Source organism: Bradyrhizobium sp. USDA 3240 (genome assembly GCF_054063295.1).
In genome coordinates, this window is the sequence record NZ_JBSSGD010000002.1 from 1,012,111 (window position 1) to 1,024,913 (window position 12,803).

Here is a 12,803-nt window from a genome sequence, read left to right on the forward strand (position 1 = left end):
CACCCGCGGTTCACAAAATCGCGCGATCGGCGCTGCCGAAATTGGCGGCAGCGGCGGGGCATTGGCAGGAGCGCGCGACAGTGGTTAGGTCGCGCGCCATGAGCACAGCCCTCTCCCCCCTGCTTGCGCCAATGCTATCGAGCGCCGCGATGCGCGCGGTGTGCGACGACGCCGCCACCCTGCAAAACATGCTGGATTTCGAAGCCGCGTTGGCCCGTGCCGAAGTGGCCTGCGGGGTGATTCCCGCGGCTAGCGCGGGACCGATCGCCGCGGCCTGCAAGGCCGAATCATTCGACCGCGCCGCGCTGGCCGATGCCGCGACGCGATCGGGCAATCTGGCGATCCCGCTGGTGAAGGCCCTGACCGCCAACGTCGCCAAAAAGGATGCCGACGCGGCGCGCTATGTGCATTGGGGTGCGACCAGCCAAGACGTGATCGACTCCGCGACCATGCTGTCGCTGCGCGCCGGCATCGATGCGCTGCTCACAGACCTCGACCGCGCCGTTGCGGGCTTTGCCGGGCTTGCGCGTACCCATCGTGACACCGCGGTGGTGGCGCGGACCTGGCTGCAGCATGCGCTGCCGATGCCGTTCGGCCTTAAGCTCGCCGAATATGCCGCGGCCCTGCATCGCTCCCGCAAGCGCTTGCTCCGCCTGCGCCGCGAGACGCTGGCCGTGCAATTCGGCGGCGCCGCCGGCACGCTCGCCGCGCTCGGCGACAACGGCCTCGCGGTCGCCGCAGCGCTTGCGAAAGAACTGGACCTGCCGCTGCCGGATGCGCCCTGGCACACCCACCGCGACCGCATCGCGGAGGCCGCGTCGGTGTTTGCGATCCTCGCCGGCAGCTGCGGCAAGATCGCCCGCGACGTCTCGCTGATGATGCAGACCGATGTCGGCGAAGCCTTCGAGCCCGCGGGCGCCGGCCGCGGCGGCTCCTCCACCATGCCGCACAAGCGCAATCCCGTCTCCGCCGCGAGCGCGCTGGGGGCTGCGACCATGGCGCCGAACCTCACGGCCACGATCTTCGCTGCGCAGGTGCACGACCATGAGCGCAGCGCCGGCCCATGGCATGCGGAATGGCCGACACTGCCCGGCCTGATGCTGGTGACCTCCGGCGGGCTCGCCGCCATCGTCGATCTCGCCGAAGGGCTCGAGGTCGATGCGGCGCGGATGCGCGTCAATCTCGATGCGACGCAGGGGCTGATCATGGCGGAAGCCATCACCTTTGCGCTCGCCGAAAAGGTCGGCAAGAGCGACGCTCATCATCTGATCGAAGCCGCGAGCAAGAAGGCGGTCGCCGAGAAGAAGCATTTGCGCGACGTGCTGTCGGCGGATGCAAAGGTCACCGCGCATCTCGACACCAAGAAAATCGCGGAGCTGTTCGAGCCGATGGCCTATCAGGGCGCCTCGCAAGCGCTGATCGACCGTTTGCTGGCTTCGCTGGACGAGAAATAGCGAAGGTGTCATTGCCGGGCTTGACCCGGCAATCCATCATCGCAAAGAGACTCATTCTCGATGGATGCGCGGATCAAGTCCGCGCATGACAAGGAGTGCAAGATGCCGATGATCAACGCCGACGGATGCCTGCTCAACGTCCAGGTGGATGGCCGCGACGGCGGACCGACCCTGATGCTGTCGAATTCGCTCGGCTGCACCTTGCAGATGTGGGAGCCGCAGATGCGGGCGCTGACGCAGATGTTCCGCGTCATCCGCTACGATCGGCGCGGCCACGGCAAATCCGGCGTGCCGGCGGGCCCCTACTCGATGGAACGGTTCGGCCGCGACGTGCTCGCGATCCTCGACGACCTCAACATCGAGAAGGTGCACTGGTGCGGCCTGTCGATGGGCGGCATGGTCGGGCAATGGTTAGGGGCCAACGCGCCGGACAGATTCGGCAAGATCATCTTGGCGAACACCGCCTGCTACTATCCCGATCCGACCAACTGGCTGAACCGCATCAAGGCGGTGAAGGAAGGCGGCATCGCCGCCGTCGCCGACGCCGTGATCGCGGGCTGGCTGACCGCCGACTTCCGCGAGCGCGAGCCGGAGATCGCGGCGCGCATGAAGGCGATGCTGCTGGCCTCTCCCGTCGAGGGCTATCTCGCCTGCTGCGAGGCGCTGTCGACGCTCGACCAGCGCGCGCTGTTGCCCAGGATCAAGAGCCCGACGCTGGTGATCGCGGGAAAGCAGGACATGGCGACGCCGGTGTCGGCGGGTGAAATGATCCGCAGCGGCATTCCCGGCGCCGGCATGACGCTGCTCGATGCCGCGCACATCTCCAATGTCGAGCAGTCGCACGCCTTTACCGAAGCCGTGGTCGGCTTCCTGACGCAACGGTAACGACCATCGTCATTCCGGGGCGATGCGAAGCATCGAACCCGGAATCTCGATCCGCATCCACAACTTCGAGATTCCGGGTTCGGTCCTGCGGACCGCCCCGGAATGACGTACCCCGGAGAGACATCAATGGACGACAATCAACGCCGCGACGACGGCATGACGCAGCGCCGCAAGGTGCTCGGCAATGAATGGGTCGACAAGTCGATCAAGAACCGCAACGCGTTCAACACCGACTTCCAGGACCTGATCACGCGCTATGCGTGGGGCGACATCTGGACCCGGCCGCATTTCGATCACCGCACGCGCCGCGTGCTGGTGATCGGCACCATGGTCGCGCTGGGCCAGTGGGACGAATTCCGCCTGCACGTGCGCGCAGCGCTCAGCGAAGGCGGCTTCACGCCCGAAGACATCAAGGAGATCCTGCTGCAGCAGGCGATCTATTGCGGCGTGCCCGCGGCCAATCACGCCGTCAAGGAAGCCGGCGCGATCATCGCGGAACTAGGGCTGCTGAAGGGATAGCTCGCCGGCCGGTGCGCGCGTCTCGGCGGCAGGTGCCTCGGCAGCGGTCGGCTGGGCGGTTCGCTTCGGCGACGTCTCGAACAGCATCACGATCGCGGTGCCGAGCAGCATCAGAAGCTCGGCCGCATGCATACGTAATGCTTCGATCTCGCCGACCTTGGACGCCATCATCATGCTGGCGAAGCTCAGCACGCTGCCGAGGCATAGCGCCACCGCCAGCGCCTCGTCGCCGCCGCGGCTATTCTTGCGCAGCGGCGAGAACGCGGTCATCGCGAGGAAGACCGCAAAGAACGCCACCACCGTGATCCGCGCCAGCGCCAGCAGCCATGCCAGCCGCACCGTCGCCATCTTGCCGAGGTGCAGATAGTCGTTGGCGTAGAACGCGATGGATACGCTCGGCCGCTCATAGAGGCCGTGGATCGGCGACACCATGATGCTGAAGGCGATGATGGTCCAGACCGGAATGAAATAGGCCGCAAGCAGCGCGCCGTTGAAGGAGCTGATCCGCCAGTTGCTCGACATTGCCGCTTCCCGCTTCTCTCCGGCGCCCTTTGGAGCGGCGACGGTTCAGCCTGCGAGGTAACGCCGATCGATTGCCGGCAGCAATTTAAACCCTTTGTTAAGGTTAAGCGCGGTGCGATGGTTCCGGATCGATGCAGATCGGGCTCGGCCAGCAGCTGCGCCGGGCAGGAATAAGGGGGTAAAATGACCGAAAGAACCCGCGTTTTCGTCGCAACGCCGTGCTTCGGCGGCGACCTGAAGATGGCCTATGTGCTGTCCGCCCTGAAGCTTCAGGCCGCAGCCACTGCCCGGGGCATCGACATCCAGTTCCACCTGATCGGAAACGAATCGCTGATCGTGCGCGCCCGGAACGAGCTGGCCCACCAGTTCCTCGTATCCGGCGCCAGCCATCTCCTGTTCATCGATGCCGATATCGGGTTCGAGCCCGAGTCCGTGTTCCGGCTGCTGGATTGCGACGCCGAGGTTTCGGCCGCGGCCTACCCGCTCAAGCACATCGATTGGGCAAAGGTGCAGCGCGCTGCTGAGGCCAAGCGGCAGAACCTCGCGTCATCCTCGCTGGACTATGTCGTCACATGGGAGGGCGATCAGATCACGGCGCGCGGCGACGGCTTCGCGAAAGTCCGATATGCCGGAACCGGCTTCCTGATGATGAAGCGATCCGCCCTCGTCCGGCTGTGCGACGCCCATCCCGAGCTCAAATATCGGGCGAACCACAAGAGCAACGACTTGAACACCGGCGACCTGGTTCGCGCCGACCTCGACCGCGTCTCGCTGTTCGAATGCATGATCGACAAGAAGACCGGCGAGTATCTGTCCGAAGATTACGCCTTCTGCCGGCGCTGGCTCGATCTCGGCGGCGAAATCTGGCTCGACCTTCGAAGCGAGCTCACGCATTTCGGTTCATACGCCTTCCGCGGCCGCTTCGCCGATCAGTTGGCCTGAACAGAGAGCAAAAACAAATGAGCTAACAAGAAGGGGCTTCGCCGTTCGGCGAGACCCCTCTTGTTGCATCTGCTCAATTGCTCGGCACCAGCGCTCCGGATGGGGCTTCCGGCCTTGCCGGCCGGGGCCCTGCGGTCTCCCCGCTTCTGACCGCCGCCGTGGCTCGGCCAACACGGGTTCCGGCGTGATCATTGCAAGGCAACGAGGTGTCGCCCCTGTGACATCGGAACCGCACCCGCCGAAGTAGTTATGTACAAGCCCTTATCTGCTGCTGCCACGCTGTTGCCGCCGCCGGGGTTCCACTGTTAGAAAATACCACGACGCGACGGATCAGGCTGCCGGGGGCCCTCGGCGCGTCACCCCTCGAGTTACGGCAGCGCATGGACTATTTCGCCCAGCAACTGATCAACGGCCTCGTGCTCGGTTCGATCTACGGCCTGATCGCCATCGGCTACACGATGGTCTACGGCATCGTCGGCATGATCAACTTCGCCCATGGCGACATCTTCATGATCGGCGGCTTCATCGCGCTGATCTCGTTTTTGGTGCTGGTGTCGCTCGGCCTCACCGCGATCCCCCTGATCCTTCTGATCGTGCTGCTGGTCTCTATGGCGATCACCGCGCTCTATGGCTGGACCATCGAGCGCATCGCCTACCGGCCCTTGCGGCATTCGTTCCGCCTCGCGCCGATGCTGTCGGCGATCGGCATGTCGTTCGTGCTGACCAACTTCTCGCAGGTGTCGCAGGGCGCGCGCGTCAAGCCGGTGCCGCCGATCATCACCGGCGGCTACACGCTGCATGAGGGCGCGCAAGGCTTCGCCGTGCAGCTCTCCAACATCCAGATCATGGTCGTGCTCGCCACCATCGTGGTGCTGGCGCTGTTCACCTGGCTGGTGTCGCGCACCCGGCTCGGGCGCGACATGCGCGCCTGCGAGCAGGACCAGACCATGGCCGCGCTTCTTGGGGTGGATGTCGACCGCACCATCTCGATGACCTTCGTGATCGGTGCCGCGCTCGCCGCCGTCGCCGGCATGATGTACCTGCTGTATTATGGCCTGGTCGATTTCTTCATGGGCTTCGTCGCCGGCATCAAGGCGTTCACCGCCGCCGTGCTCGGCGGCATCGGCTCGCTGCCGGGCGCGATGCTCGGCGGGCTTGCGATCGGCCTGATCGAGACTTTCTGGTCGGCCTATTTCTCGGTGGAATACAAGGACGTCGCCGCGTTCTCGATCCTGATCGTGGTGCTGATCTTCATGCCGACCGGCCTGCTTGGCCGTCCCGAAGTCGAAAAAGTCTGACAGGCACTTCGTGAGCGCGAACTCAGCCCGCCCATCGCCCGCCGCGCAGCCCTCGGGCAGCGCCTTCATTCTCAAGAAAGCCCTGATCAGCGCATTGGTCGCGCTGGTGCTGTTCTCGCTGATGATCGGCGTGCGCACCGAGGCCGGACCGCAAGGCGGCCTGATCTACTGGACCCGGTTCGGCGACCTCGCCGCTCTCGTCGGCGCGGTGTTCGGCGGCAGCATCATCGTCGAGCTGCTGCGGCAATGGTGGGGACCGGTCGACAAGGACAGCATCGTGCCGAAGCCGGTGCAATCGGCGATCTCGTTCGCCGGGCGATGGCTGGCGCCTGCGCTCCTGGTGTTCGCGTTCCTCGTGCCGGTCATCTTCTACAACCAGCGCTACATTCTCGACCTGTCGATCCTGGTCCTGACCTATGTGATGCTGGGATGGGGCTTGAACGTCGTGGTCGGCCTCGCCGGCCTGCTCGACCTCGGCTATGTCGCATTCTATGCGGTCGGCGCCTATTCCTACGCGCTGCTCGCGACCAATTTCGGATTGTCGTTCTGGGTCTGCCTGCCGCTCGCCGGCATCCTGGCGGCATTCTGGGGCGTGCTGCTCGGCTTCCCGGTGCTGCGGCTGCGCGGCGACTATCTCGCGATCGTGACGCTCGCCTTCGGCGAGATCATCCGCCTCGTCATCATCAACTGGCAGAGCCTGACCGGCGGCCCCAACGGCGTCTCGGGGATTCCCCGCCCGACCATGTTCGGCATTCCGCTGACGCCGGGCGACGACGGGCTCGCCGCCAGGCTCGGCATCGAGTTCTCGCCGACCCACCGCCTCGTCTTCCTGTTCTATCTGATCCTGGCGATGGCGCTGCTCACCAACTGGGTGACGATCCGGCTGCGGCGGCTGCCGATCGGCCGCGCCTGGGAGGCGCTGCGCGAGGACGAGGTCGCTTGTCGCGCGCTCGGCATCAACACCACGACCACCAAGCTGACGGCGTTCGCGACCGGCGCGATGTTCGGCGGCTTCGCCGGCGCATTCTTCGCCACGCGGCAGGGCTTCATCAGCCCGGAGTCCTTCACCTTCCAGGAATCGGCGCTGGTGCTGGCGATCGTCGTGCTCGGCGGCATGGGCTCGCAGCTCGGCGTCGCGCTTGCCGCGCTCGCCATGATCGGCGGCTTCGAGCTGTTCCGTGGTTTCGATCAGTACCGCATGCTGGTGTTCGGCATCGCGATGGTGCTGTTGATGATCTGGCGGCCGCGCGGTCTGATCGGCCATCGCGCGCCCACCGTGTTCCTGGAGCGCAACCAGGCGATCTCCTCCGACCTCGTCAAGGAGGGCCACGGATGAGCGGCGACCACATCCTCACCGTCGACCGCCTGATGATGCGCTTCGGCGGCATCGTCGCGGTCAACGAGCTCTCCTTTGCGGCCGAGCGACGCAAGATCACCGCGCTGATCGGGCCGAACGGCGCCGGCAAGACCACCGTCTTCAACTGCATCACCGGCTTCTACCGGCCGAGCGGCGGCGCGATCCGCCTCGCCCATGATGACGGCCGCACCATCCAGCTCGAGCGGCTGAACGATTTCCGCATCTCCAAGCAGGCCAAGGTGGCGCGCACCTTCCAGAACATCCGGTTGTTTCCCGGCATGACCGCGCTGGAAAACCTAATGGTCGCCCAGCACAATGCGCTGATGCGCGCCTCGGGCCTCACCCTGCTCGGCCTGCTCGGCCTGCCGTCCTGGCGCGAGGCCGAGCAGCGCGCCATCGAGCTGGCGCGGACCTGGCTCAACCGCGTCAGCCTGCTCGACCGCGCCGACGACGCCGCAGGCAATCTGCCCTATGGCGACCAGCGGCGGCTCGAGATCGCGCGCGCGATGTGCACCGAACCTGCGCTGCTTTGTCTCGACGAGCCGGCGGCCGGACTGAACGCACGCGAGAGCGGCGGGCTCAACGAGCTCTTGCTGTCGATCCGCAACGAACAGGGCACCTCGATCCTCTTGATCGAGCATGACATGTCCGTCGTGATGGAGATCTCCGATCACGTCGTGGTCATGGACTACGGCGTCAAGATCGCCGAAGGCACGCCGCAAGCCGTGCGCGACGACCCGAAGGTGATCGCCGCCTATCTCGGCGCCGACGAGGAAGAGGCGATCGCCGTGATGGAGAGCGGCACGTGAGCGCGGCAGCGGCAACCACACCCCTGCTCGCGGTGCGCGGCGTGCGTGCGGCGTATGGCAAGATCGAGGCGCTGAAGGGCGTCGACATCGAGATCAATCGAGGCGAGATCGTCGCCCTGATCGGCGCCAACGGCGCCGGCAAGTCGACGCTGATGATGACGATCTTCGGCCGGCCGCGCGCCCGCGCCGGCCGCATCGAGTTCGACGGCGACGACATCACCGGCGTGCCGACCCACGAGATCGCGCGGCTGCGCATCGCGCAATCGCCCGAGGGCCGGCGGATCTTTCCGCGCATGAGCGTCGCGGAAAACCTGCAGATGGGCGCCGATGCCACCGAATGCAGCGACGCCGAACGCGAAGCCGGGCTGGAGCGCGTATTCGCGCTGTTTCCGCGGCTGAAGGAGCGCATCGCACAACGCGGCGGCACGCTGTCGGGCGGCGAGCAGCAGATGCTCGCGATCGGCCGTGCCCTGATGAGCCGGCCGCGCCTGCTGATGCTGGACGAGCCGTCGCTCGGTCTTGCGCCGCTGATCGCACGCCAGATCTTCGACGCCATCCGCACGCTGAACCGGCAGGACGGCCTCACCGTGCTGATCGTCGAGCAGAACGCCAACCATGCGCTGAAGCTCGCCCATCGCGGCTACGTCATGGTCAACGGCCTGATCACGCTGGCCGGAACCGGCGCCGAATTGCTGCAGCGCCCGGAAATCCGCGCCGCCTATCTGGAAGGCGGCCGCCGCGGCTAGCTAAACCACGAGCGCCGCCCGTTGCAGCAGGATGCGGCTGATACAGCGTCGATTTGCCTGAAAATTGCCGGTGACTTCGCTGCGAAATCAGCCGAGAATGCCGCCGGTTTTGGGACCCGGCGTGCCGGGCCCTTCCGCAAGAGGCAACGACCACGAGGGACGTCTCATGAAATCACTGAAGCTGATCGGCCTGGCACTGGGCGCGTCGTTCGCATTATCGGCGAGCGCGTTCGCGCAAGACATCACCATCGCAGTCGCGGGCCCGATGACGGGCTCCGAATCCGCTTTTGGCCGGCAGATGAAGAATGGCGCCGAGCAGGCAGTCGCCGATATCAACGCCGCCGGCGGCGTGCTCGGCAAGAAGCTCGCGCTGGAAGCCGACGACGATGCCTGCGATCCGAAGCAGGCGCGCTCGATCGCGGAAAAGATCGGCTCCTCGAAGATACCGTTCGTGGCCGGCCATTTCTGCTCGTCGTCGTCGATCCCGGCCTCCGAGGCCTATGCCGACGCCAACGTGCTGCAGATCACCCCGGCCTCGACCAATCCGCTGTTCACCGAGCGCAAGCTCTGGAACGTGGCGCGCGTCTGCGGCCGCGATGACCAGCAGGGCCTGGTCGCCGCCGACTACATCATGAAGAGCTTCAAGGGCAAGAATGTCGCGATCCTGAACGACAAGACCACCTACGGCAAAGGCCTCGCCGACGAGACCAAGAAGGCGCTGAACAAGGCCGGCTTCCAGGAGAAGATGTTCGAGTCCTACAACAAGGGCGACAAGGATTTCAACTCGATCGTCTCGCGCCTGAAGCGCGACAATATCGATCTGGTCTATGTCGGCGGCTACCATCAGGAAGCCGGCCTGATCCTGCGCCAGATGCGCGACCAAGGCCTGCAGACCGTGCTGATGGCGGGCGATGCCATGAACGACAAGGAGTTCGCCTCGATCACCGGCCCCGCCGCCGAAGGCACGCTGTTCACGTTCGGCCCCGATCCGCGCAACAAGCCGACCGCGAAGGCGATCGTCGAGAAGTTCAAGGCCAAGAACATCGATCCCGAAGGCTACACGCTCTACACCTACGCCGCGATGCAGGTGTGGACGCAAGCCGTCGCCAGGGCCGGCACCACCGACGCCAAGAAGGTGATGGAGACCATCAAGGCCGGCGACTGGGACACCGTGCTCGGCAAGATGGGCTTCGACGCCAAGGGCGACATCAAGGCGATCGACTACGTCGTCTACAAGTGGGACGCCAAGGGCAACTACACCGAGATCAATCCGAAGGGCTCCTGAGCATTTTCCCACCCTTCGCCGTCATTGCGAGGAGCGATAGCGACGACGCAATCCATCTTTCCGTGTGATCGGTGACAATGGATTGCTTCGCTTCGCTCGCAATAACGGGATAGAGTACTAGACGCCCCGGCTCGCCGGGGCGTTTTGCTTATCCGCCGCGGCTGCTATACCGGATCGATCGGACAGCAGGCGAACGGACTTAAATCGTGAAAAACCTTCTCACCGATATTGCCGGCGTCAGCGTCGGCCACGCCGACGACGCCGTGATCGCCTCCGGCGTCACCGCCATCCTGTTCGAGCGGCCGGCGGTGGCCTCGATCGATGTCCGCGGCGGCGGTCCGGGCACCCGCGAGGACGCGCTGCTGTCCCCGCATAACGTCGTCGAGGCGATCGACGGCATCACGCTGTCGGGCGGCTCGGCGCTTGGGTTAGATGCGGCCGGCGGCGTGCAGGCCTGGCTCGCAGAACGCGGCCGCGGCTTTCGCATCCGCGATGCGGTGATCCCGATCGTGCCGGGTGCGATCTGCTTCGACCTGCTCAACGGCGGCAACAAGGCGTGGGGACGCTTTCCGCCCTATCGCGATCTCGGCTACGCGGCCGCCAATGCCGCCTCCGACAATTTCGAGCTCGGCAGTGTCGGCGCCGGCATGGGCGCGACCACCGCCAACCTCAAGGGTGGCCTCGGTTCGGCGTCCGCCGTAACCGACGACGGCGTCAAGGTCGCAGCGCTCGCGGTGGTCAACGCGGTCGGCAGCGTCACGGTAGGCAATGGTCCGTGGTTCTGGGCGGCGCCGTTCGAGGTCGATGGCGAATTCGGCGGGCGCGGCTTGCCGCCCGCATTCACGCCGGACATGCTGAAGCTGCGGCTGAAGGGCGGCGCGGACGCCACCGCCGCCGAGAACACCACGCTCGTCGTTGTCGTGACCGATGCGCAGCTGACCAAGCCGCAGGCCAGGCGCCTTGCGATGATCGCGCAGACCGGCATGGCGCGCGCGATCTATCCGGTGCACGCCCCGCTCGACGGCGATGTGGTGTTTGCGGCGGCCACCGGCGTAAAGCCGGTCGATCCGCTGTTCGGCCTAACCAAGCTCGGCGGCATCGCCGCCAACACGGTGGCGCGCGCGATCGCCCGCGGCGTTCATTCAGCCACCGCGTTGCCTTTCCCCGGCACGCTGCCGAGCTGGCGGGACAAATTCGGTTAGGCGCTGACCGACAGCGACGACGAGGCCTGGGCCGAGACCGCCTGCGACTGGCGCTGGATCAGCTGCTCGATGAAATTGTAGGACGAGGTCGCGTTGCTGCCCGCAGAGGACGAGGTCGCGCTGCTGGTGGTGGAAGCCGCGGCCGGCGACGTCATCGACACCTTGGAGCCGTCGGCATAGGTCATGGTCGTCGTGGTCGAGCCGTCGCTGTTGGTCACCGACGTCGAGGTCGCGCCGTTCAGCGCCTGCATCAACGGATCGGAGCTCGATCCGCCCGCGCCGCTGCTGGCGCCGGATCCGTCAGTCGCACCGCCGGCCGCGTGATGATGGTGATGGCCGCCGCCCTTGTGGCCCTGCAGGGCCTGCGACATCTCGTCGAGGCTGACGCTACCGTCGCCATTGGTATCGAGCTTGGAGAACACGTCGTCGGCCTGCGCGGTGTTGGTGCCGCCGGCGCCGAGCGCCTTCTCGAATTCCGCTTTGGTGATCTGGCCGTTGCCGTCGGCGTCGATCTGCGAGAACAGGTCCTTCAGCGCATCCGACCGGCTGGTCGGGGTCGCACTCGTCGAGCCCGTGGTCTGCGACTGGCTCTGCGCGTCGAGCAGCGCGCTCATGGTCAGCGGCGAAATCTGCGGGGAGCTGCTGCTGCCCGAGCCGGCGCTCGTGCTGCTGCTGGCGGACGTCGAGCTACTGGTCGCGGCCGAGAACAGCCCGGTCGACTGATTTCCCTGCGTGGAGCTGCCGGTCTGTGTCGTCGACTTCGACGACATCAGCGAGCTCAAGAGATCAATGGCGGATGACGCAGCGCCAATGGCAAATAACATGGCAATACTCCAACAAGGCCGCACATGGCGGCTCAAACGCTTGGCAAAGGCGCAGCAAGCGGCGTGCCATGGCAAAAACCCAATAAAACCAGGCCTTGGCGCATTGTTGCGGGTTCCGCGAACCCGGCAAGAGCTGCCGCCGGCGGCAGAATTTTCCGGCTCCGAGGTACCGTCCGCTCGCATTGCCCGCCACGCGTCCGCGTGTTAGGCGGGATCACCCGTCGCCCCCTGAAGCCTTTCGGAACTGCGCTATGACTCAGTCATTCACCCCGCGTCCCCTCGTTATCGCCCCGTCGATCCTGGCGTCGGATTTCTCAAAGCTCGGCGAGGAGGTCCGCGCCGTCGACCAGGCCGGCGCCGACTGGATCCATCTCGACGTGATGGACGGCCATTTTGTGCCGAACATTTCCTACGGCCCCGATGTCATCAAGGCGATGCGGCCGCATACCAAGAAGATCTTCGACGCCCACCTGATGATCTCGCCCTGCGACCCTTATCTCGAGGCGTTCGCCAAGGCGGGCTGCGACCACATCACGGTGCATGCCGAGGCCGGCCCGCATTTGCATCGCTCGCTGCAGGCGATCCGCGCGCTCGGCAAGAAGGCCGGCGTCTCGCTCAATCCGGCAACGCCTGTGAGCGCGATCGAATATGTGCTCGACCTGATCGACCTGGTGCTGGTGATGTCGGTCAATCCCGGCTTCGGCGGCCAGGCCTTCATCCGCTCGGCGATCGGAAAGATCTCCGACGTCAGGGCGATGGTCGCGGGCCGACCGATCGACATCGAGGTCGATGGCGGCGTTGCGCCCGACGTTGCAGGCCAGCTCGCCGCCGCCGGCGCCAACGCCTTCGTCGCGGGATCGGCCGTGTTCAAGGGTGGCACCGTCGAGGCCTACAAGACCAACATCGCCGCGATCCGCCACGCGGCCGCCGAAGCGCGCGGCGAAGCGATCTAGCCGACCA

At 65.8% G+C, this 12,803-nt stretch carries 13 protein-coding genes; 11 read left to right on the plus strand and 2 right to left on the minus strand.

From position 1 onward, the window contains the following. The first annotated feature begins 98 nt into the window (after nucleotides 1–98). The 3 genes from ACVIGA_RS05485 to ACVIGA_RS05495 all read left to right on the plus strand — a co-directional run bounded on the left by ACVIGA_RS05485 (nucleotide 99) and on the right by ACVIGA_RS05495 (nucleotide 2,858). On the plus strand, nucleotides 99–1,454 hold the full coding sequence (locus tag ACVIGA_RS05485) for a 3-carboxy-cis,cis-muconate cycloisomerase (protein WP_456665585.1): 1,356 nt from the start codon (nucleotides 99–101) through the stop codon (nucleotides 1,452–1,454). 102 nt (nucleotides 1,455–1,556) lie between these two features. Beyond that, a complete protein-coding gene (gene pcaD / locus ACVIGA_RS05490) occupies nucleotides 1,557–2,339 on the plus strand; it encodes a 3-oxoadipate enol-lactonase (RefSeq protein ID WP_456665586.1) in 783 nt (260 codons plus the stop codon). Nucleotides 2,340–2,465: 126 nt separating this feature from the next. Beyond that, on the plus strand, nucleotides 2,466–2,858 hold the full coding sequence (locus tag ACVIGA_RS05495) for a carboxymuconolactone decarboxylase family protein (RefSeq protein ID WP_173637433.1): 393 nt from the start codon (nucleotides 2,466–2,468) through the stop codon (nucleotides 2,856–2,858). Here the strand turns inward: ACVIGA_RS05495 and ACVIGA_RS05500 are convergent. Further along, entirely contained in the window at nucleotides 2,838–3,380 is a 543-nt protein-coding gene (locus tag ACVIGA_RS05500; RefSeq protein WP_456665587.1) for a hypothetical protein, read from the minus strand. The genes ACVIGA_RS05495 and ACVIGA_RS05500 overlap by 21 nt on opposite strands. A gap of 183 nt (nucleotides 3,381–3,563) precedes the next feature. Between ACVIGA_RS05500 and ACVIGA_RS05505 the strand changes: the two genes are divergently transcribed. The 7 genes from ACVIGA_RS05505 to ACVIGA_RS05535 all read left to right on the plus strand — a co-directional run bounded on the left by ACVIGA_RS05505 (nucleotide 3,564) and on the right by ACVIGA_RS05535 (nucleotide 11,019). Further along, the gene (locus ACVIGA_RS05505; protein ID WP_456665588.1) at nucleotides 3,564–4,322 is read left to right on the plus strand and encodes a hypothetical protein; all 759 of its coding nucleotides are present in this window, start codon (nucleotides 3,564–3,566) and stop codon (nucleotides 4,320–4,322) included. Between the two features lie 380 nt (nucleotides 4,323–4,702). Further along, entirely contained in the window at nucleotides 4,703–5,620 is a 918-nt protein-coding gene (locus ACVIGA_RS05510) for an ABC transporter permease subunit (RefSeq protein WP_223976205.1), read from the plus strand. Between the two features lie 10 nt (nucleotides 5,621–5,630). Then, entirely contained in the window at nucleotides 5,631–6,956 is a 1,326-nt protein-coding gene (livM, locus tag ACVIGA_RS05515; protein ID WP_275945293.1) for a high-affinity branched-chain amino acid ABC transporter permease LivM, read from the plus strand. After that, entirely contained in the window at nucleotides 6,953–7,786 is an 834-nt protein-coding gene (locus ACVIGA_RS05520; protein WP_223976203.1) for an ABC transporter ATP-binding protein, read from the plus strand. Before livM ends, ACVIGA_RS05520 begins: the two co-directional genes overlap by 4 nt. After that, on the plus strand, nucleotides 7,783–8,532 hold the full coding sequence (locus tag ACVIGA_RS05525; RefSeq protein ID WP_456665589.1) for an ABC transporter ATP-binding protein: 750 nt from the start codon (nucleotides 7,783–7,785) through the stop codon (nucleotides 8,530–8,532). Before ACVIGA_RS05520 ends, ACVIGA_RS05525 begins: the two co-directional genes overlap by 4 nt. Before the next feature lie 166 nt (nucleotides 8,533–8,698). Then, nucleotides 8,699–9,817 (plus strand): branched-chain amino acid ABC transporter substrate-binding protein, encoded by a 1,119-nt coding sequence (locus ACVIGA_RS05530; protein ID WP_456665590.1) that lies wholly within the window; start codon nucleotides 8,699–8,701, stop codon nucleotides 9,815–9,817. A 206-nt stretch (nucleotides 9,818–10,023) separates the two neighbouring features. Next, nucleotides 10,024–11,019, plus strand: coding sequence for a P1 family peptidase (locus tag ACVIGA_RS05535; RefSeq protein ID WP_456665591.1), 996 nt, complete (start codon nucleotides 10,024–10,026; stop codon nucleotides 11,017–11,019). Here ACVIGA_RS05535 and ACVIGA_RS05540 read toward each other — a convergent pair. Next, nucleotides 11,016–11,843 (minus strand): EF-hand domain-containing protein, encoded by an 828-nt coding sequence (locus ACVIGA_RS05540; protein ID WP_456665592.1) that lies wholly within the window; start codon nucleotides 11,841–11,843, stop codon nucleotides 11,016–11,018. The genes ACVIGA_RS05535 and ACVIGA_RS05540 overlap by 4 nt on opposite strands. Before the next feature lie 251 nt (nucleotides 11,844–12,094). Between ACVIGA_RS05540 and rpe the strand changes: the two genes are divergently transcribed. Then, entirely contained in the window at nucleotides 12,095–12,796 is a 702-nt protein-coding gene (gene rpe / locus ACVIGA_RS05545) for a ribulose-phosphate 3-epimerase (RefSeq protein ID WP_223976193.1), read from the plus strand. Nucleotides 12,797–12,803: the final 7 nt, after the last annotated feature.